Source organism: Streptomyces nymphaeiformis (genome assembly GCF_014203895.1).
In the GTDB taxonomy this organism is placed as follows: domain Bacteria; phylum Actinomycetota; class Actinomycetes; order Streptomycetales; family Streptomycetaceae; genus Streptomyces; species Streptomyces nymphaeiformis.
This window is the reverse complement of record NZ_JACHJY010000003.1, coordinates 403888-424431: the sequence shown is the minus strand read 5'-3', so window position 1 is coordinate 424431 and position 20544 is coordinate 403888. Positions and strand designations below refer to the sequence as shown.

The 20544-nt window shown below is 69.2% G+C and carries 20 protein-coding genes; 15 read left to right on the top strand and 5 right to left on the bottom strand.

The window, feature by feature from the left end:
• Positions 1 to 4: 4 nt before the first annotated feature.
• On the top strand, positions 5 to 817 hold the full coding sequence (locus tag GGE06_RS12090) for a class I SAM-dependent methyltransferase (protein ID WP_184930821.1): 813 nt from the start codon (positions 5 to 7) through the stop codon (positions 815 to 817).
• Between the two features lie 409 nt (positions 818 to 1226).
• Here the strand turns inward: GGE06_RS12090 and haaN are convergent, their stop codons facing one another.
• The 4 genes from haaN to haaT form a co-directional block, all read right to left on the bottom strand.
• Positions 1227 to 1703, bottom strand: a complete 477-nt coding sequence (haaN, locus tag GGE06_RS12085) for a cyclophane-containing RiPP N-acetyltransferase HaaN (protein WP_184930820.1) — start codon at positions 1701 to 1703, stop codon at positions 1227 to 1229.
• An 85-nt stretch (positions 1704 to 1788) separates the two neighbouring features.
• Entirely contained in the window at positions 1789 to 2949 is a 1161-nt protein-coding gene (locus GGE06_RS12080; RefSeq protein WP_184930819.1) for an FxsB family cyclophane-forming radical SAM/SPASM peptide maturase, read from the bottom strand.
• 13 nt (positions 2950 to 2962) lie between these two features.
• Positions 2963 to 3142, bottom strand: a complete 180-nt coding sequence (gene haaA, locus GGE06_RS12075; protein WP_184930818.1) for a HaaA family cyclophane-containing RiPP peptide — start codon at positions 3140 to 3142, stop codon at positions 2963 to 2965.
• A 136-nt stretch (positions 3143 to 3278) separates the two neighbouring features.
• On the bottom strand, positions 3279 to 6053 hold the full coding sequence (haaT, locus tag GGE06_RS12070; RefSeq protein ID WP_184930817.1) for a cyclophane-containing RiPP biosynthesis TPR protein HaaT: 2775 nt from the start codon (positions 6051 to 6053) through the stop codon (positions 3279 to 3281).
• Positions 6054 to 6343: 290 nt separating this feature from the next.
• On the opposite strand from haaT, the gene GGE06_RS12065 reads away from it, so the two are divergent.
• The 6 genes from GGE06_RS12065 (at position 6344) to GGE06_RS12040 (ending at position 12199) form a co-directional block, all read left to right on the top strand.
• Positions 6344 to 7030, top strand: coding sequence for a hypothetical protein (locus tag GGE06_RS12065; protein ID WP_184930816.1), 687 nt, complete (start codon positions 6344 to 6346; stop codon positions 7028 to 7030).
• Between the two features lie 32 nt (positions 7031 to 7062).
• Positions 7063 to 7509 (top strand): hypothetical protein, encoded by a 447-nt coding sequence (locus tag GGE06_RS12060; protein ID WP_184930815.1) that lies wholly within the window; start codon positions 7063 to 7065, stop codon positions 7507 to 7509.
• Between the two features lie 60 nt (positions 7510 to 7569).
• Positions 7570 to 8781: a damage-control phosphatase ARMT1 family protein gene (locus tag GGE06_RS12055; RefSeq protein ID WP_184930814.1), complete on the top strand. Its 1212-nt coding sequence runs from the start codon at positions 7570 to 7572 to the stop codon at positions 8779 to 8781.
• Between the two features lie 592 nt (positions 8782 to 9373).
• Complete coding sequence (locus GGE06_RS12050) at positions 9374 to 9895, top strand: hypothetical protein (protein ID WP_312883114.1); 522 nt, start codon at positions 9374 to 9376, stop codon at positions 9893 to 9895.
• A 149-nt stretch (positions 9896 to 10044) separates the two neighbouring features.
• Positions 10045 to 11280, top strand: coding sequence for an MAB_1171c family putative transporter (locus GGE06_RS12045; RefSeq protein WP_184930812.1), 1236 nt, complete (start codon positions 10045 to 10047; stop codon positions 11278 to 11280).
• 289 nt (positions 11281 to 11569) lie between these two features.
• On the top strand, positions 11570 to 12199 hold the full coding sequence (locus tag GGE06_RS12040) for an HAD-IA family hydrolase (RefSeq protein WP_184930811.1): 630 nt from the start codon (positions 11570 to 11572) through the stop codon (positions 12197 to 12199).
• A 390-nt stretch (positions 12200 to 12589) separates the two neighbouring features.
• Here GGE06_RS12040 and GGE06_RS12035 read toward each other — a convergent pair whose 3' ends face one another.
• The gene (locus tag GGE06_RS12035) at positions 12590 to 13462 is read right to left on the bottom strand and encodes a helix-turn-helix domain-containing protein (RefSeq protein ID WP_184930810.1); all 873 of its coding nucleotides are present in this window, start codon (positions 13460 to 13462) and stop codon (positions 12590 to 12592) included.
• A gap of 550 nt (positions 13463 to 14012) precedes the next feature.
• Between GGE06_RS12035 and GGE06_RS12030 the strand changes: the two genes are divergently transcribed.
• The 8 genes from GGE06_RS12030 (at position 14013) to GGE06_RS11995 (ending at position 20537) form a co-directional block, all read left to right on the top strand.
• Positions 14013 to 14339 (top strand): transcriptional regulator, encoded by a 327-nt coding sequence (locus GGE06_RS12030; RefSeq protein ID WP_184930809.1) that lies wholly within the window; start codon positions 14013 to 14015, stop codon positions 14337 to 14339.
• Position 14340: 1 nt separating this feature from the next.
• Positions 14341 to 15360 carry a hypothetical protein gene (locus GGE06_RS12025; protein WP_184930808.1) on the top strand — a complete coding sequence of 340 codons (1020 nt, stop codon included), beginning with the start codon at positions 14341 to 14343 and terminating at the stop codon, positions 15358 to 15360.
• Positions 15360 to 16058: an ATP-binding protein gene (locus GGE06_RS12020; RefSeq protein ID WP_184930807.1), complete on the top strand. Its 699-nt coding sequence runs from the start codon at positions 15360 to 15362 to the stop codon at positions 16056 to 16058. Before GGE06_RS12025 ends, GGE06_RS12020 begins: the two co-directional genes overlap by 1 nt.
• Positions 16059 to 16176: 118 nt before the next feature.
• On the top strand, positions 16177 to 16743 hold the full coding sequence (locus GGE06_RS12015) for a WhiB family transcriptional regulator (RefSeq protein WP_184930806.1): 567 nt from the start codon (positions 16177 to 16179) through the stop codon (positions 16741 to 16743).
• 5 nt (positions 16744 to 16748) lie between these two features.
• Positions 16749 to 17792, top strand: coding sequence for a DUF2637 domain-containing protein (locus GGE06_RS12010; RefSeq protein ID WP_221518056.1), 1044 nt, complete (start codon positions 16749 to 16751; stop codon positions 17790 to 17792).
• Positions 17793 to 17893: 101 nt separating this feature from the next.
• A complete protein-coding gene (locus tag GGE06_RS12005; RefSeq protein WP_184930804.1) occupies positions 17894 to 18118 on the top strand; it encodes a hypothetical protein in 225 nt (74 codons plus the stop codon).
• Entirely contained in the window at positions 18115 to 18780 is a 666-nt protein-coding gene (locus GGE06_RS12000) for a plasmid mobilization protein (protein WP_184930803.1), read from the top strand. The genes GGE06_RS12005 and GGE06_RS12000 overlap by 4 nt, the downstream gene beginning before the upstream one ends.
• Complete coding sequence (locus GGE06_RS11995) at positions 18780 to 20537, top strand: relaxase/mobilization nuclease domain-containing protein (protein ID WP_184930802.1); 1758 nt, start codon at positions 18780 to 18782, stop codon at positions 20535 to 20537. Before GGE06_RS12000 ends, GGE06_RS11995 begins: the two co-directional genes overlap by 1 nt.
• Positions 20538 to 20544 lie beyond the last annotated feature (7 nt).

Sequence of the window (20544 nt, the reverse complement as noted above, 5' to 3'; positions counted from 1 at the left end):
ACCCGTGACCTCCTCCACCCCCTCGTACACGCCCGAAGAGCTGTTCGCGTCCACCGCGCCGTACTACGCCGCCTTCCGGCCCCGCTACGCGCCCGAGTTCTACACCCTGCTCACCGACCGCTTCCGCCTGGACGGCACCCAGCGCGTCCTCGACCTCGGCGCCGGCCCCGGCATCATCGCCCTCGACCTCGCCCCGCTCGTCCGCGAGGTCATCGCCGTCGACCCCGAGAAGGGCATGCTCGAAGAGGGCCGCCGCCTGGCCGCCGAGCAGGACATCACCAACGTCACCTGGCGCGAGGGCGACTCCACCAACCTCCCGACGATGGACATCGGGCCCGTGCTCCTCACCGTCATGGGCGCGGCCTACCACTGGATGGACCGCGACCGCGTCGCCCAGGACCTCGACCGGATCATCGAGCCCGGCGGAGCAATCGTCCTCGCCTCCGGCGGCGCCCCAGGAGACCTCGAACCCGCCCCCTGGCGGCAGGTCGTCGACGAGGTCCGCACCCGCTACCTCGGCCCCGAACGCCGCGCCGGCTCCGGCACCTACTCCCACCCCAAGGAACGCCACCAGGACGTCCTCGCCCGCTCCCCGTTCTCCCAGGTCGGCACCACGCGCTGGGACCACACCCTGACCCGCACCGTGGACGAGGTCATCGGCTGGGTCTTCAGCCTCTCCTACTCCAGCCCCGCCCAACTCGGCAAGAAGAAGGACGCCTTCGAACGGGACCTGCGCGAGGCACTGCTCGCCTTCGCCCCCTCCGGTCGGTTCGACGAGGTGATCCGGACCGAGGCGGTCATCGCCACCAGGCCCTGAGCGACGCTGCCGCAGGCATGTCCGTCCACACGGAGCAGCCGCTACGACACCGCCGTCTGGCAGGGGGTGCACCGTTGTACAGCCTGCCGGGCGGTGTTGCCCTCTGTCGCGGTCGCGGGATGAGTGACGCTCAGCCGGTCCCAGAGCCCGGACGGCGGGTCCGGAATCCAGCCCCACCGAGGTGCCTTGATGTACTCATCCTCCAGGTGAGTACAAGCCCCCGGCAGGTGCGCGTACCGCGTGGGCGAGATCAGGATGGTGTCCGCGAGGAAGCCCCGCCATTCCCGCCGGATCGGAGACACGGGCCGCTCCGCCCTTGGCGCGACGCCGTTCGCCGGGCAGCAGCAGCCCTGTCCGACGATGAGCTCGCATCGCTCGCAGCGTTCTTCCTTCACAGCCCCGCGACCCCTCATGCCGTGCCGGTCGTCTCGATCCGGTAGACGATCTTCCCATCGAACTCGGCGAACCCGAGCGACTTGTAGAACGCGCGGGCGACGGGGTTGTCGCGGTCCGTCATCCACTCGACGCGGCCGCACCCCGGGCGCCTGGCGGCCAAGGCCCGGAGTTCGTCCATGAGCCGGGCACCGATGCCCTGGCGGCGCAGAGTGCCGCGAACGTACAGCTCCTTGAGGAACAGGGAGTGAGTGGAACCGGCCGCCGGCCAGAGGAAGGAGTAGGCAGCGAGCCCCACGATGCCCCCGGCCTCGTCCTCGACCAGGAGAGCGGAGGCCAGCGGCGGGGCCCCGAACAGCGCTTCCTCCACCTGCGCGCGCCGCTCCTCGAAGGGCTGGATCTCGGTCGATCCGTAGAACCGCTCGATCTCCTCGATCAGTTCGGCCACCGCGTGGACGTCCCGCTGCTCGGCAGGTCGGATCGTCACGGTCATGGGCAACTCCTCGTTACTCGTTCGTCGTTCACTTTGCTCACAGGCTCCAACGCTCGGCACCTCGGTGGCGCTACGGTCCTCCGTCTCATGGGGCCTGACCGGCCGGCGCGTGCGCGTCCCACCCGCTCGCGCGCAGGGAGTCCTGGACGTGGCGGATCAGGTACTCCAGATCCGCGCAGTAGACGGAGGGGTTCCGATAGCCGTGGGCCGCGCTGAAGCGGTGTGGGAGGTAGCCTCCGCCGCAGACCTCCACCAGCGGGCAGCTCTGGCACTTCGTGGCGAGCGCGGCCATGCCGTCTGCCCGGTGCAGGAGCTTCGGGTGACGCGACGCCTCGTCGAAGGAGTGCTGGAAGACGTCGAGCCCGAGCCGGGACGCGCCCTCTTCGACGGAGCGCAGCGTGTCCACGCCTTCCATCGTCCCGTCGGACTCGATCACGATGCTCGTCGGCGGGGCCAGGCCGAGTGTCTCCACGGCACCGCGCACGCCGGAGCTGAGCGCCACGATGTCCTCCAGCATCCGGATGCTGTGCCGGTACTCGGGCCGGGAGAGCCAGGCGTCGTACACCCGGCTCATCCAGAGCCCGTACTCGGGCACGTCGGGGTTGTCGCGGTGTGGCGGGTCGTCGTGGGTGGCGTGCGGAAACCCGAAGTCGATGACCGGCGGCTCGAAGGACGCCAGGAAGTCGTGGACTTCGACCGGATCGTTGGCCAGGTCCACGACGGCGAGGAGGCCGGCGAAGAGGTGCGGCCGGTCCCGCAGCAGTTCGATGCCGCGGACGGCGGCCGCGGAGCTGGACCGACCGGTGTGGGTCAGCCGGTGCCGGTCGTTCGCAGTCGGGGGACCGTCGAGGCTCACCCCCACGACCACCCCGTGCTTCTCAAAGAGGTCGAGCCACGCCTTCGTGAGGAGCGTTCCGTTCGTCTGAAGCTCGAAGCGGACCTTCACTTCCGCCGGAACGCCTGCGCGTACGGCCTCGATGAGCTCGGCCACCTGTCGGCGGCCAGCGAGCAGCGGCTCCCCGCCGTGCAAGACGACGTGGACGGCTGGCAGGCCGTGCGTCGTGGCGTGCTCGCCGATGCGCCGGCCTGCCTCCCTCGCCACGTCCACTCCGAGCCGGACGGGCAGGTGCCGCCACGACTGGTCCTTTGAGTTGAAGACGTAGCAGTAATCACAGTCGATGTTGCAGCGGTTCGCGACCTTGAGGATGAAGGTCCGAAAGGGTGCGGTGTCTTCGCGCGAGGTCATCAAGCGCCAGTGCTCAGAACCACCAGGGCCAGATGAGAGACGCCGCGTGAGGCCCCTCGGCGATGCCGTCCGCCGTGGACTTCTCCTCGTCGAGTCGCTGCTGCACGCGGGCGGCGATCCGCTCCAGGACGGCGTTGCCCTGGATGGATTCGGGACATGTGGGCGGCATGAGCAGAGGCGTACGTGACGACATTCAACGCTCCTCGGGGTGGTGGCGCCGATGGCGGACCGGCACCGTGCGACGGCGGTTGAAGCGGCAGACCGACTCAGCACGCTAGCAGTGCTGTTGTCGTCAGCGGCATGTGGATTCCGGCCAGGTAGCGACCGGCCTATCCGGCTCGTGAGGCGAGCAACTCTTCGAGTTCCTGGGCCGCCGCACCGACTCCGAGACGCCGGTAGAGGACGGCCGCGTTCCGCAGGGCGTCCCCGGCCCGCGCAGGCCCGGCCGAGAACCAGTCGCAGCGGCCGATCCCTTCCAGCGCCCGCGCTTCCTCCAGCGGAGATCGGATCTCCCGCGCCAGGGCGAAGGCCTGCTCGAAGTACTCCCGCGCGACTTCCACCTCGCCGGAGGCGCGCACCAAGGTCCCCCAGTGGTTCAGCACCTCGGCCTCGCCGCACCGGTCTCCCAGCTCTTGGTGAAGATCCAAGCCGCGCCGGAACGCCTCGATGGCCTCATCCCACTCGCCGAGCGTCCCTCGGGCGGCGCCCAGCTCGCTCAGGGCGGCGGCCTCTCCACCCCGGCTGCCGAGATCGCGGTACGCGCTCAGGGCTTCCTCCAGCATCCGGATCGCCTCCGTGGTGTTGCCCGACACGCGCTCCAGCACCCCGAGGTCGCGGATGCTGTTCGCGCGACCGAACCGTTCACCGAGTTCGGTGAAGTACTCCAGCGCCTGGCCGTGCGCCTCCCGGGCCCCAACAACATCACCCGTGAGCCGCCCCACGACGCCCAGTTCGTTGAGCGCGTACGCCTGATGGGTCCGGTCGTCGAGCTCCACGTAGATGTCGTACGCCTCACTGTGTCGGCGCGCCGCCTGCTCGTACTCGCCCATGAGGCGGTGCACGACGCCGAGGTCCCTGAGGGAGTTCGCCTCCCCGTACCGGTCGTCGAGCTCCCGGTAGATCGACAGTGCCTCGCTCTGGGCCTCCACGGCGGCGTCGAACCGGCCGGTCTGCCGGCGCACCATGCCGAGGTCCGCGAGCGCGTTGGCCTGCCCGAGCCGGTCGCCCACCTCGCGGTAGAGCGCGAGGGCCTCGGTCTGCGCGCGGGCGGAGTCGTCGTTGTCGGCGGTCAGCAGCCAGACGATGCCCGCCTGGTTCAGCGCCTCGGCCTTGCCGCGCCGGTCGCCCACGGCGTCGTACTGTTCCACCGCCTCGTTCAGGGCCTCGATCGCCTCGGGGTACGCGGCCATGAAGCGCCGTACGACTCCGAGCTCGGCGAGCGCCCCGGCGAGGGCCTTGCGGTCGCCGGCATGCCGGGCGGCCTCGGCGGCTGTCCGGTGGAGCCCGACGGCCTGGTCCCACGGGCCGGCCTGCCGCAGGAACGGGGCCATGGCGGCGGCCATGCGGATGACGAGCTCGTGCAGGGCGAGACCGCTCGCGCGTCGGATGCAGGCGAGGACGTTGGCCCGCTCGTTCTCCAGCCAGCCGAGGGCGGCCGAACGGGATTCGATGCGCGGGGTCTCCACCGCGGCGGCCTCGTCGGGCGGGACGGGCGCGACCGCGCCTCTACGGACGATGTGCCGGTTCGCGGCAGCGAGAGCGGCCAGGTAGTAGAGGCACACTCGCTGAACGGCCTGGGTCTGCTCCTCCATACTGCTGCCTCCCTCGTCGACGAGACCGCGGGCATAGTCACGTAACAGATCATGAAGCCGGTACCGGCTCCCGGGATGTTCGTCGATCATGTGGGCGTCGTACAGCGCGTCGAGCTGCCGCCGAGCTTCCGTCACGGTCACCCCGCCGAGCGCGGCACCGACGTAGGCGTCGAGATCGGTCCCAGGGTAGAAGCCCAGCCCCCGGAAGAAGCGCCGCCGGTCCTCCTCCAGGTCCTGGTACGACAGCTCGAACGTCGCCGCCACCGCCCGCTCCCCGGCCCGCAGCTCCCCCAGCCGATCCCGCGCGGCCATCAGCCGCTCCCGGAGGTCCTCCGCGCCCCACGACGGGTGGTGCCGCAACCGCGCGGCGAGCAGGGACACCCCGAGCGGCAGATAACCGCACAGCCCGACGAGCTCCCCGACCACGTCCCGGTCGAGCGACGTCGCCGGCCGCCCACTGAGCCGTACGAACAGGTCCATCGCGTGCTCCTGCGGCAGCGCCACCACCGGCAGCACCACCTCCTCCTGCGCCGCCAGCCGCTTCCGGCTGGTCACCAGCACCAGGCAGTCGCCCGCCCCGGGAAGCAGCGGCTCCAGCTGCCGATAGCTGGCCGCGTTGTCGAGGATGAGCAGCGCCTTCTTCCCGGCGAGACCGCTGCGCCACATGGCGGCCCTCGCCTCGGTGACCGCGCCCACGTCGTCACCGGTCGGGATCCGCCCCGCGGGCACTCCGGTCGCCGCCAGCAACGACGCCAGCGCCTCGCCGGCCTGCACAGGGCTCCGCCCCGTCGTGTGCCCGTTGAGATTCACGAACAGCTGCCCATCCGGGAACCGCTCCGCCAGCACATGCCCGGCGTGCACGGCGAACGCCGTCTTCCCCACCCCTGGCATCCCGTCGATCACATGCACCGGCAGCGCCTCACCACTCTCCTGCGCCGCTCTCACCGACCCCACGAGCGCCGCCAGCTCGGCGCCCCGGTCCGTGAACGCCGCGGTATCGCGCGGCAGCGCACGCAACACGAGCGCGGCCCCCGGCGGCTCGGCCCCGTTCTGAGGCGCCGACTCGGTCAGACGCGCGGGCGGCCGAGTCTCCGACAGGGCGGCCAACACTGTCATCACCACGAGTAGCACCCCGAGCAGCACGAACGAGAACCAGCCATGCCTCTGCAGCCACCCCAGCCACCCCGGCCACTTCGACTCGGACACCGCGTTCGTGACCAGCCCCACGAGCATGGTCGTCACGACCCCGCCGGCGGCCACGACAGCGATCGAGATCCCGCGACGAAACCTCATGCGCGATCCGCCAACTCGCTGGGGGAGCGAGTCTCTTCTGCTGGCACGCCACTCACACGACACAGCGCTCCAAGATCAGGATCATTCACGAAGCCCCCCGAGTTCGACGCCCAACTGCCCAAGGGGACCAGCGGAGGCGACCTCGGTCAAGGTCACCGAAGCGCCATAACGCGTCCGGATCCAGCCCTGCGAGATCACAGCATCGGCCTGCCCTGAAACCCCTGAGGCTGATCGGCTCCAGCGTGAGAGGCTGATCAGTTATGTCAGGTTCGTATGAGAGGTTCACGCAGATGACCGAGGCAGAGCTTGAGAGGCACGAAGGCGACGACACCAAGGATGGCTGGTATCTCCTCGCATACGGCCATGAGTACTTCATCAGTCGACACAACCGCATCGAGTTCGTCGACCTCGAGTACCGCCTCTCCTCTCTCGCCTGGCTGCGCAGCAAGATCGCGAAGAGCATCGATGCGGAACTGACCGAGCTGCGTGAGGCGCGGGAGAGTGGGAGTCACAGGGTCGCTGGGTGGGAGGGGGAGAGCGACATGATGCTCGACGAGTCAACGTACGGACTCGACACAAGCACACGCCAGATCAGCGCCGGCGTCATCGTCGTAGCTGCCGTCGCCGCACTCGAGTCCCTGATGAACCGGCTGCTCGACCAACCGGGCGACGAGGATCTCCACAGGGCGGGTCTCACCCGAAAGGCTCGAGTGCTCGCCGAGCGCTGGCAGGACACCGTCGATCGCCAGGAACTCGAAGACCATCTGTCGTGGCTGAGGGAGCGCCGCAACTCGTTCGCGCACCGCCTCATCGACGACGTCGACTCCCAGTGGCGAAGCCACCCGGCGACGTGGGACTTCGACGACGAAGCGGCCGATGAGGCACTGGAGAGAATCAGCGCTGCCGCCTGGCTGTTGGAAGAGGGCTGGGAACAGCACCTCGCCAGCCAGCGCGCTGATGCGCGATACGTACCCTGACAAACGGCAGCACACGACGAGGGAGCGCGAGCGTGGATGCGTCCGAACTGGCCGAACTCCGCACCATGTACGTCTTCGGCCCCGCTGAGGGTTCCACGTGGGGCCTGACCTACGAGGGGATCGAGGCCAAGCTGCGTGAGCGGGAGACGGATACGTTCGTCCGTATCGATGAGGGGGAGGAAGGTCCCGTTCGCGGGTCCGTCATGCACTTCGGTATCACGGTCGGCGAGGAGGAGCTGGAGGGCATGGCCAAGCTGTCCCCGGAAGGCATCGCCGTCGAGGACTGCACGGCCCTTGCCGCAGCGGAGTTCGTCAAGTGGCTGTGGGACAGCGTCGTCCCGGATGGCAGCAGCATCACCTTCAACACGGAGTGGGGTCTGGAGGCCGACCTGCCCGACGCGCTCGTCCTCCACGTGCCCCGCCCCCGCCTCGTGGCCGCCTTCCTCGCTCATCTCGAAGCCACCGGCGGGCTGGACTGACAGCGAGCACACCCCTGGGGATCATGGCCATGTGAGCGACCTGCGAAGGGCCTGGACGAGATGACAGAGAAGACCTCGGGCGACGAAGCCGCCCGCGACGCCGGTACAGTCGACGCTCCGGTCATCCTGGGCGACGAGCCGGGCTCGTTCGCCCGGAGTGTGCTGGCCGAGCGCCACCCCGCACTCATCCGGCAGGTGCGAGACGCCTTCCCGTACGGCCGTCGACAGCATGAAGCCCTCGACGCCCTGCTGGACGAGATCACCAACGGTGTCGTCCGACCGCTCGCTCCCACGGACCACGACCACGTGCGCTGGGCGGCCCGGGGACGGGAGCACTTCGGGCGCTCGTGGTACGACGCCCCGTTCCTGTGGGCGGAGAGCTACTTCTACCGCAGGCTCCTCGGCGCGGTCGGGTACTTCGGTGCCGGCCCTTGGCAGGGAGTCGATCCCTTCGCACCGTTCAAACAGGCCGAACTGCGAGGCGACGCGGTGGACGAGGAGCTGCGCGCCCTCGACACGCTCGCCGGTGCTCCGGCGGAGGAGCGGGCCACGGCCCTCCTGTACGCCTCGCTCTGGGGCAACCGCGCGGGCCTCGGCTTCCGCGTCACGGCGGGGGAGCCGGCAGTGGCCGACGCCGCGGTCGCGGCCCTGGTCGCCGACCACAGCGCCACCCTGTGGCAGCTCCTGCCCGCCGGCGCCTCGGCCACCGTCGCCGTGGTGGCCGACAACGCGGGACGTGAGCTGATTCCCGACCTCGTCCTCATCGACCACCTCCTCGTGCACGGGCACGCCGAGCGGGTCGTGCTGCACGTCAAGCCCGACCCGTACTACGTCTCCGACGCGATGACCGCGGACGTGGTCGACTGCCTCCGCCGTCTCGTCGAGGCGTCCGGCGAAGCGGGCCGGATCGGCGGCCGACTCTGGAAGGCCATGGCCACGGGAAGCCTGGAGGTCCGCACCCACCCGTTCTTCTGCGCTCCGCTGCCGTACGAGGAGATGCCCGAGGACCTGCGGAAGGAGTTCGCGGGTGCCGCGCTCGCCATCCTGAAGGGTGATCTCAACTACCGTCGCCTGGTGGGGGACAGGCTGTGGCACCCGACCGTGCCGTTCGCCGGGCGCACGGCCCACTTCCCGGGGGCCGTCGCGGCGCTCCGGACCCTGAAGTCCGATGTCATCGTCGGCCTGGAACAGGGAACGCTGGACGCCCTTGAACGGTCCGGGGCTGTTTGGCGTACGAGCGGTACTCACGCGCTGATCCAAGTGCGCCCGTAGATCTGAGAGTGCGGGCCGGCTCCGTATCGCTCCTCGACAAGGGATACGAGTCCGACCCCAACCGCCGCGAACTGTGCAGGCGCCGCATCCTTCCGGTCATCTCCCGCAAAGGCGCCCCGAACATCGAGGGGCCGGGCGAGCTCCGTTGCGGCGTCGAGCCGACCCTGCTCCACCAGTTCAAACGCCTCGCTGTCCGCTGGGAACGCCGCACCGAACTCCACAACGTCTTCATCTCCCTCGTCTCCCTCGTCTCCACCCTTATTTGCTGGAGGCGACTCAAGAAGTAGGACGGCGGGCCGGCCTCCCCTCAGAAGCATTCAAAATTCAATCACGCGCCGTCACTCAATTTCGATCTTGGGATCCAGATTGCGAGACTGTCGCGCTTGGGTGACCTTCACAACAGCCCGTCCTGCGTAGATCGCACTTTCCTCCTTGTACGCTTAGGCGTAGACAGCGTGTGTCGGCCGACCGCCGCGCACCTCAAGCACAAGCTCCTGGCTACTAGCGCCTCGCGGGCTGGCAGTGAACACCTCAGTGGCATTTCAATGGAGCGACGATGCGTTGGCGTAGGGACCCTTCACGGCGCGCCCTCGTGAAGGAATGTGAGAGCCTGCTCGCCGATCTCCCTATCCCGGCTCCTTTCAGCGTCGAGGCGCTGGTGCGGAATATGGAGGGCGCGCTGGGGCACCAGATTCGCCTGGTGCCCCTGGATGACACCGACGGGGGTCTCGGCACGGCATGCGGTCTCCGGGTCAAAGCGCCGGATTTCACGATCATTCTGTATCGCCGCCGTTCAAGTCGCAATCAAACCGAGCACATCATTCTCCATGAGCTTGCGCACGAGTGGCTGAACCACGGTACCTCCCTGACGGATGTGGAGATCGAGCGATACGTCCCTGAGCGCATTCGTCAGGAAGTGCTTCGACGTTTCCCGTCGGCCCTTATCCAGGGGCGCGTAGATTTTGGCAGCCCTGAGGAAAAGCAGGCCGAGCTTTCAGCTTCATTGATCAAGCGGCTGGCGCGTCGTCAGTCGTTCACGGGAGACGACATGGTCAGCCTCCTGGAACATTCACTTGCTCACCCAGTCGCTGCTCCAGCGCGGCGACGACTCTAGCCGCGATCGGCTGGCGACCGCTGAGGCATCGTTTCCGGCCTTACGGCTTCCGCCGCATCGCGCAGTCCATCTATTGGCAATTGAGGCTGCGGCCGACTGGCCTTCCGGGCCTGCGAAACGTGCAGCTGGCGCAGATACCCAATGGTTCCGTGTTCGACTACATCAAATACCTTACTGCGGCTGTGATGACCCTCATCGCCGTATGGCGATTCCCTGCGGTCCGGTACGCCGACGCTCACCGTCGGGCGCTCTGGGGCGGTTATGCGGGATTCGCCGTGGCTCTCTGGCTCTACACGCCGGCAGCGATGGATGCGGTGGATCGTATTCCAGTAGTGGACCTGAGTGCCCTGCTCAGGCACTTTGCCAGTACCGCGGCGATCATCGCGGCCTTGACCTACGTCGCCACCAGCTACGGGAAGAGCTCGGAGACGGTCGTACCCCGGCACGTAGCGGTCTCCCGCCGGATCGCCCGCGCGTCCTACGGGACGGGAGCGATAGGCGTCATTCTGCTCACGGTCCTATTCTTCACCGTGGTGGACCGCGACAAGCCGAGCCAGAACTTCCTCATCGACCATGCTGGCCAATGGGGGGTCGCGGTCTACATGACCGTGTTCTACTTCTTCCCGCTCATCACGACCGCAGTTTGCGGCTATCAGTGGACGAGGGCGGCGCGACGGGTCGAGAACACGAGCATGCGTGTTGGGCTGGGTTTGATGGGGATTTCAATGTGGATGGGGCTACTCCACACATTGGCGCGTATCACCATCCTTTGGGCTGCGGTCGCGTTCCCTCTCAGCCCCTCCACGGTCCGGCTCCTTGTAGACGCCACAGCTATATGGATGGACCTGCTCTTCCTGATTGTTGCCGTAGGTGCGAGCATTCCCACCACCCGCGCAGCGGCGGCCCGGTGGAGAACTTGGCGCATCCTGTGCAGGACTTACCCGCTCTGGTTCGACCTGGTGGATGCTTTTCCCGGGACGAGCCTGTACCCACCAGGGCGACGCCTCGCGGAACTCAGGCACATACGCGTCCCCATCGATGTTCGCCTGGACCGATGGACTCAGGACATTGCCGACGCTTGCGAGAAGCTGCGCTATTACGCTCCACGAGACTTGATGTTCGCCGCCGAGGACATCACCGCATCGCACCCCGACCCTGAGCCGGCCGCGGAAGCGTACTGGATTAAGGCCGCACTCCAGGCCACCGACACCTCGCAAGCCAACCAGTACGCCACGGCCCCTCTGAGAGAGAAACCGTTCGTTGACACCGATAGTGAAGCGGCGTGGCTTGCGCGAGTCAGCGCGGCCTACTCGCACATCACCACGGATCAAGCTCGGGAGCTTCTCCTGCACTCCATAGAGGTGGAATCCGAACCAGGCCGCTAGCCTGCCGTTACCTTCGCAGTCTGATTTATCGGTTCAGGCCCTATCTCCCGACGATCGAAACCAGGCTGCATGGCGATCTTGAATGGCGGGCCGGTAGGTGAGATTTGGCACCGTCCGGCGCATGAACTGGGCTGGTACCGTGGGTGATGCGGACTGATAGGTCTTGCTCCGCCTCGTAAGTGCACCCCGGCCTGCGACGCACCTCTACTCCCGTCGCCACGTGTAGCCGGGCAGTGACGCTATCCGGTCTGGATGGGCGTCCGAAATCTCAGCAATCTGGAGTTCTCGCATGTCCAACCGCCGCACGGGCCTCATCCTCGATTTCGGAGGCGTTCTCACCACTCCGCTGCTGCCCGCAGTGCTCGCGTTCGAGCAGCGCGAGGGCCTCCCCCAGGGCGCCTGCCTCACGGCCCTGTACAAGGACGAGGAGGGCGTCCGGATCACCAGCGACCTCGAGCGCGGAGCGGTCTCCCAGACTGAGTGGAACGAGTTCGCCGGCAAGATGCTGGGCGTGCCGGCTGACAACCTGATGGGCCGGATCTTCGGCGACCTTCGCCCCGAGCCGCTGATGATCAATGCGGCTGCTGCGGCGAGGCGGGCCGGGATCAAGGTGGGCATCCTGTCCAACAGCGTGGGACTCACCCCGTGGGACCTGTACGCCGGCTACGAGCTTGAGCGGCTGTACGACGTCGTGGTGATCTCCGAGCAGCACCTGCTGCGCAAGCCTGACCCGGAGCTCTTCGAGATCACGCTCAAGCTCATGGAAATGCCCGCCGAGGAGTGCGTCTTCGTCGACGACACCGAAGCGTACGTTCAGGTAGCAGAGCAGCTCGGCCTCGCAGGGGTGCACAACCAGGACCCCCGGCAGACGGTGGCCACTCTCTCCGAGATGCTCGGCGTGGACCTTACGGCGTCCTAGCCCGGCGTCGGCCGCACGGCGGTCCGACCGGTCTCGATATCGAAGTGAGCCTCCGACCCTGCTGTCCCACACCTCGGTACAGCAAACTCGCCCAGGACGTCGACGCTCGCCCGCTTGGGCGGGCGGTCATGGAGGTAGTGGACGCGGAGGGTGAGCGAGCCTCCGCCCTCGGCGCTGGAGCGCCAGGAACACAAACGGCGAAGGGACTACGGCGATACCCCGGCAAGGGGTATCGCCGTAGTCCCTTCGCCGTTTCGGCCACTTACGCGGCTGCGAAACAGCTCGTACCGGCCCTGGTGCACGCGCGGTCGATGCCAGTATCAGACGCCAAGCCGACAGAGCGGAAACGCCTCATACAGGCCAAGCTCCGAGGAGCACTCGCCGACGGCGTCACTGCCCGTCCTGCACCTCGGGCAGCTTGTGCTTCAGCTCTCCGACAAGCTCGTTGATCTTGGCCATCATCTCGGCAGACAGGCCCCCGCCGTTGCCGCGGGCAGCCAGGCCGAGGATCTGCCCCCGGTGAATCGAGCCGAGGAAGCGGAGTGCCTCCAGGAATTCGCGGGCCGCAGGGTCGACCTCGGCATCGTCCTGGAAGAGGGCCGCGTCGACCTGAAGCGCCTCAGCTAGGCCGGCACGCACCACATCAGAAGCCTCCGTTGTGGCACCTGTACGAAGGGCGGCGATGTCGTCGGCGGTGACGGCCGCCACGCCCGCATGCTCGTTGACGATCCGCGCAATTTCCTCATCGGAGGGCGCTTCCTGGCCAACGTACCCGTGCTGCAGGAGATAGTTGATCTTCTCTCCCACCGTGCGGGGTGCGGACGCGTGCTCGTCATGCGAGGCCCTGGGGCGAATCCCGAACGAGCAGTCCTGGGCGGCCAGCAATTCCTCTTCGGTCACCCCGTATGCCTGTGCGAGCGGCTGCACGTAAGCATCACTGAGTCGGCGCCGGCCGGATTCGGCGTTGCTCACCGGCACGCGGCTCGCGCCGATGATCGCAGCGGCCTCCGCGACGCTGAGGCCGGCGTCGCAGCGCAGGAGCTGCAGGTCCGGCGGACCGTCGTGGGGGAAAAGGGAATCGAGCGGCTGACCGAGCGCATCTGCAATCGCGGGGAGCTTCTCGCCCTTTGGGAAGTCCTGGCCGCCCTCCCATCGAGCGACCGTGGGGGCGCTGACGCCCACCATCTCGGCCAATTCCTTCTGATGGAGGTCCTTGCCCCGTCGGACAGCACGTACGCGGCTGCCGTCGAACTGACGTGGCACATGAACTCCTGCGGGGTGGCGATCGGGCCGGTGGTGGCGGCCTCTGGGGCAACTGTAGCCCAGACTTGATACATCTACGCAACTGACGTACGTTTCCGTATCGCACCTGCTGGCCGGGCTCCGGCTCTCTATGGTGCCAGCCCTGGGGGACCTCTATGCGTTTTGCGTTGTCGTGACCGTTCGCGCAACGCGCCGTCGGATTCGGTCCAGCGGTTGCCGGCCGGTCGGGGGAACCTTCCCCGACACCAGCTATCGCGAGCCCTGTGCGACCTGTAACGAGTCGGGGATGGACTTGCCGCAGGTGTCTACGTATGTTCGTCGTCCCCCGCCGGGCGGCGCCCCAAAGAGGGGCGGATCGAGCACTGGAGAGGAGGTGGGACGAATGCGAGCGCACGGCCCGTGACGGGGCAATAAAAAACCGGCGCCCGGGAGCTACCAACTCCCAAGCGCCGGGCTGGCACCCCGAGAGGTGCCCATACGCATCACGCGAGCGGCGGGGCTTTTGCACGAGAACCGCCGCACCGCGCTCCTACGAAAAACGGAGTATCGCATGCTCGCCATGCCGGGCGGAACCCCGGCCTGCCCGGACACCGACCGCCAGCATCGCCTCGCGGCCCAGCTCGCGGACATGATCCCGGGCGCGGCCACCATCCGGGTCAGTCTCAACGACCCGAAGAAGAGGTGGCCCCACCTGCACGCCACCGTGAAGGACGAGGCCGGGAAGCCCCTGGGGCCGAACCGTGCGACCGTCAGGGTCGCCGCCCGCTGGATCCTGCGGGTCTGGCCGGAGACGGACTGGACCCGGCCGCACACCTTCCACCTTGCCGACGCCACTCTCACCGGCAGCGACCTGATCGCCCCTGGGCGGGGCCGCTGACATGGCGCGGATACGAACCATCAAGCCGGAAGCGTTCACCTCCGAGTCGCTCGCCGAGGTGCGCGTCGAAGCCGAGCGGACCTTCTTCGGACTGCTCACCCAAGCCGACGACCACGGCCGCCACCGCGACAACGCCGCGATCATCGCCGGACTCCTCTGGCCTCTCCGCGCCGAGCACACCTCGGTCCACGTCGAAGACGACCTTCACCAGCTCGCGACCGCCGGCCTGATCTGCCGGTACACCGGCTGCGACGGCCGCAGGTACCTCCACATCGTGACCTGGTCTGACCACCAGAAGATCGACAAGCCGAGCCAGTCGCGTCTGCCCTCCTGCCCGCAGCACCAGGTTGCCGACCGGTGCGCGCCCTGCAAGGGCTCCTGCACCAAGCAGACCGAGGGCTCGTTTACTGCTCCCCGAGGACTCACCGAGACCTCGCCGAACGCTCCCCGAACCCTCGACCTGCCCGCCAAGACCACCTCGACGCCTTCCGGACACGTGGGTGGGGTCTCCGCCGACTGGCACGAAGCCGCCGACATCGAGGGCGATGCTCTTAGCCAGGATGGAATGAAGAGTGCAGGTCAGGGGGCATTCTCAGAGGACTCCCCGAGCCTTCCCCGAAGGGTAGGAGAGGGCTCGGCGCCTGGATCTAGGATCTTGGATCCTGGATCTCTTGTCCCTACGGGGCGCCCGGCGCCCGCAGCTGGCGTCTCGGCCAACCAGCTCGTCGGCGAGTACGTCGCGGCCTGCGACGAGCGCCCGCCCAACGACCTGATCGGACACCTCGGCCGGATCACCAAGAAGCTCCTTGGCGAGGGCATCGCGCCGGAGCACATCCGTGCCGGGCTGGCGAATTTCGCGGCCAACCCCAAGCACCCGAGCGTGCTGACCAGCATGGTCAACGAGGCCATGAACGCAAGCCCCGGTGGCTTGGCGCGGCCGGGAATCCGGCCTAACGTGCCCGCCCATCAGGCGTGGACCAACCCGGCCAACGCCGCTGCCGCCTACGCCGAGGAGCTGTGATGCGCACCCGTCACCGCGAACCGCAGACCCTCGGCGAGGGCACCCTGCACCGGATGGCCCGGATCCTGGCCGCCCGCAACATCGACCCCGGCGCCGCACCAGTCCAGGAGCCCGAGACAGTCTCCCCGTTGGAGGCGCTGTCGGCCGGGATGCCCCCGCGCTACCGGGCCGCCGTCGCCGACCACCCCCAGGTCCTGGCCTGGGTCCGGACCGTCGCCGAGGCCGCCGTCGCCCCCAACCAGGGAGCCAGGCGACAGATCGCCACCGGACCCAGCCTGCTGATGGCCGGTGTCGTCGGCGCGGGCAAGACGCACCAGGCGTACGGGGCGGTCCGGAAGCTGGTGCAGAGCGGAGTCGGCGTGCGCTGGCGCGCGACCACCGCCGCCGACCTGTACGCCGACCTGCGGCCCCGGCCCGGAGCCGACAGCGAGCGAGAGCTTGCCGCCGTCAGCCGCTGCCCGCTGCTGATCATCGACGACCTCGGCGCGGCCAAGGCCAGCGAATGGGTCGAGGAAGTGACGTACCGGCTGATCAACCGCCGGTACAACTACGAGCTCCCGACCCTGATCACCACCAACCTGGCGATCAGGGACCTCCGGTCCCACCTCGGCGACCGCGTCGCCTCCCGGCTCGCACAGATGACCACCCGGGTCGAGTTCGAGCAGGTCGACCGCAGACGGCACCGCCTCGCGGCCTGACCCGCCCCAGGCCGCCACGCCGGGCCGCGCCTTCTGCGCGCCGCCCCGAGCCCTTCCCCGACCCAGCGCACCTCTCCGCCGACGCCCCTGCGCGCGGAGAGCGATCGGAGCACCCCGCATGACCAGCACGACGCACAGCCCTGTCCGCCACCGGTCGCTCGGCGACCACACCTGGCGGGACGAGGCCGTCTGCCAGAGCACCGAGTACAACCCGGTGGACCCGGAGATCTTCTTCCCGGACCCCGATGAGACCGACAAGATCACCGCAGCGAAGGCGCTGTGCGGCCAGTGCCCGGTCCGACGCGCCTGCCTGGACGCCGCCCTGGAAGCCGGCGACACCGACGGCATCCGAGGCGGACTGACCGAGGAGGAGCGCGGACCTCTGCACGAGAAGATCGCCCACCGCCTCGACTACAGCCGCGTCAACGACACCATCGCCGGCCGCGACATCCACCTCACCAAGGCCGAGCGCCGCGCGGTCATCCGCGCCGCCTACCGCCACGGGGTGACCGAGCAGCGCCTCGCCTGGCTTCTGAAGATCACCGAGGAGCACGCCCAGAAGCGGTACCGCGAACTCCGCCGCGCCCTGCGCAACCGAGACCTGGACCAACCCGAGACGACCACCACGCCAAGCGAGGTCAGCGGAGAGCGTCTGGGCCGCGACGACTTCGGGACGGCGGCGTGACCGCCATGACCGCGCCGAAGACGGCGCACATATCCGGCTGGGACCGCGCGGTCGTCATCGCCCTCGGCGGCGCGGGATGCGCACTGTCGTACGACGCGCTGCAGCAGATGGCCGTCGCCATCCACATCCGAGGCTTCCTCACCTACCTCTTCCCCCTGGTGATCGACGGGTTCATCGCGTACGGCGTCCGGGCGCTCCTGGTCCTCCGCGACGCACCGCTGCGCGCCCGGCTCTACGTCTGGACGCTCTTCGGCACGGCCACCGCCGCCAGCATCTGGGCCAACGCGCTCCACGCGGTGCGGCTCAACGAGGACGCGGTCGCCGGCACCGGGCTCCGGCTCGGGGACACGGTGGTCGCGGTGCTGTCCACCATCGCCCCGCTCGCCTTGGCCGGCGCCGTCCACCTCTACATCCTCATCGCCCGGGGGCCGGTCAAGGGCAGTGACCGCGAGGACCTCGGTCAGCCCGGTCACCCGGGTCAGGGTGACCCGCGCAACGCCGTCGCGGTCACCCGGACTGACCGGGTCGGTCAGAACCGGTCGGCGGTCGGTCAGGTCAAGGTCGGCCAGCCGGTCACCGCCCTCACCGACCGGTCGCCACTGTCCCTGGAAAAGCAGGCTCCTGCCTCCAGGTCACTGACCGGGGACAGGGCCCCGGTGGGCAGCAGCAACCCGGTCACCGATGACCGGGGACAGTCGCAGGAGGCCGCTGACCTGCCCGGACAGTCGGACTCGGCTCGGCCGGTCACTGACCGCCCGGACGACACCGCCCCGGTCACCAGCGACCAGGACAGCCCGGCTGCGGTCACCACCCCGCCGGTCACTGACCGAGAGGTTCGGACACCGGGTGACCGGCGGCCCGACCCGGACACCGAGGAACTGCTGAAGATCGCCCGGTCAGCGGTCAGGGCCGAGGACAAGCTGACCCGCAAGGTGGTCGCCCAGGCGATCCGCGGTCAGCAGATCCCGCTCTCCAGCGACACCCTGACCGCCCTGATGGCCCAGCTCCGCGCCCAGCACGGACAGCTGGTCACCTCCACCCGGAACTGACCGGACACCACGGAGCGGGTGACCGAGCCGGTCACGCCAGCCGGTCACCCGCTCCGGACACCCGCCCCGCAGCCCTCCAGAGCAGAAGCGGAGAACACCCGATGCGCACCCACCCGGCCACTCCCGCCGAAGTCGACTCCTGGCTGACCGTTCTTCACCAGCGCGGTCATCTCCACCGCGCCCAGTCCGGCCCCGAAACCACCTGGATCGTGCAACGAGAGCAGCACAGCCGCCCCTGGACCCTCCATCACCCGGTCCTCGCCATGGACTGGATCGAGGAACTCGTCCGCGAAATCCAGCAGCAGAACCCCGAGACGAGCCGGTGACCACCGACGACCCGGCGGTGACCACCGCCGGACAGCAGCGTGACCCCACGACGGCACCTGGCGGAGCAAGCTATCGCGTACGACGGTCCTACGGCCCGTCGCACGCACTTGCCCCCGCCCCAGAGGGCGGGGGAAGCCCGGCTGGTTCCCGAGCGAGGGCGCACGGGGACCAGCCGGGCAACCGGCACCAGGGGGCGCCGGTCACCGGGGGAGAAGCCGACCACGACGACCACCGCGAGCAGCCGAGCCCGAGCACGCCCGCCTTCCCCAACCGCAAGCCGCGCCGCCGCAGCCGCAACCCGAGCGAGCGCACCCGCAAGACGACGACCCGCCTCTCCGACGACGAGAAAGCCGAGATCGTCGCCGCCGCCGCGCAGCGCGGCGTCACCGTCGCCCGATTCCTCGCCGCCGCCGGCCTCGCCGCTGCCCGCGGTTCGACTGCCCTGCACACCAACGAACAACTCGACGCGGCCATCGACGAACTCGCGGCCCTGCGTACCGCCCTGGCCCGGATCGGCAACAACATCAACCAGATCGCCTACGTCCACAACGCCGGCGGACAGCCCCGCCCCGGTGAACTCGACCACGCACTGAACGTCCTGACCCGGTCCCTCGGCCGCCTCGACGACGCGGCCAGCGACCTGGTGACCAGGCGGCTGTGATGGTTCCCGACATCGGACGCGGCGGCCGCACCCACGGACTCCTCGTCTACCTCTACGGCCCCGGTAGGCGCGAGGAGCACACCGACGCGCACCTCGTCGGCTCCTGGGACGGTTTCGCCCCCGACCCCGGCCGCGACACCGACCCGCACGTCACCCTTGCCCGCCTCACCGCCGCCCTCGACCTCCGGGTCAAGCAGGCGGGCGACCGCGCGCCCGCCAAGCACGTGTGGCACTGTTCGGTTCGGACCGCCCCTGGCGACCGGCGGCTCTCCGACGAGGAGTGGAACGCCGTCGCCCAGCGCATCGTCCACGCCACCGGCATCGCCCCAGACGGCGATCCCGACGGCTGCCGGTGGATCGCCGTCCGCCACGCGGAAGACCACATCCACATCGTCGCCACCCTGGTCCGTGGCGACCTGCGCAATCCCCGCCTCAACTACGACTTCAACAAGGCCCAGGCCGTCTGCCGCCGCATCGAGGAGGACATGGGACTGCGCCGCCTCAACGCCGGTGACGGCACCGCAGCGAAGAACCCCACCAGCGCCGAGAAGTTCAAAGCCGAACGCACCGGCCGCCCCGAGACCTCCCGCGAGACGCTCCGCGAAGCCGTCCGCCAGGCCCTCGCGGGAGCGCACGACGAGAAGGAGTTCTTCACCCGGCTACGCGAGGCGGGCCTACGCGTGAAAGTGCGCCACGCCCCGTCCGGCGACGCGCTCGGCTACAACGTGGCCCTGCCCGGCGACCGCAACCGCCACGGTGAACCCGTCTGGTACCCCGGCTCCAAGCTGGCTCCCGACCTGTCCCTTCCGAAGATCCGCCTCCGGCTTGCCGACGGTACCGCCGAGCGGGCAACGTCTTCGGCCGCCGACGGCCGGGCGGACTGGTCCCCGCCCGCCCGAGAGCGACGGAGCGCCACCGGGATCGCCGAGCGTGCCGCCGTCCTCCTTGACGGCGACGACGATGAAGCCGCCGCCCAGCTCGTCGGCATCGGCGAACTCCTGGACGCGGTCGCCCAGACCTCCCCGGCCGCCACCCGCGCCGAGCTGACCGCAGCCGCCCGAGCCTTCGAGCGGGCGACCCGCAGCCACATCCGGGCAGAGCGCGCCGACACCCGGGCTCTCCGTACGGCCGCCCGGGGCATCGTTCAGGCCGGCGGCGCGCTCGGCCGGGGCGAGGACGGCGGCACCACCGCCATGCTCGTCTCCACCCTCGTCCTGGTCGTCCTCGCCGCCGCGCGCTGGCACTCCGCCCGCGGTCACGCCCAGCAGGCCCATGCCTCCCGACAGGCCGCCGAGCATCTGCGCACCGCCTACCGTCAGGCCGCCGCCACGCCGATGCGAGTGCTGCACGACCACGGCCGTGCCCTCCCCGAGGCCCAACGCCGGACGCACGAGGCCACCCTCCGCGCGGCTCTGCCGGAGCACGGCGTACGAGCAGACGGCATGCCGAGGAAACCCGACGCCCTGGTCGCCACCCTCGCCCAGGCCGAGCAGGCAGGCCACGCCCCCGAGGCCCTCCTGCAGCAGGCCATCGACATGCGCGAACTCGACACCGCCGCGGACGTGAACGACGTCCTGGTCTGGCGCCTGCGCCGCCTCGCCCAGCTCCCCGCCCACCCGGGCGAAGCGCCCCGTCGCCCGCAGGCCGGCACCCGCCCGAACAAGACCTCGGCCACCCGCACCAGCGAACGAAACGCACCCACAGCGGCGCCGCGCCCTGCCGTCCCTGACCCGCGCAGCCGCCCACCGCGCCGCTGATCAGCAC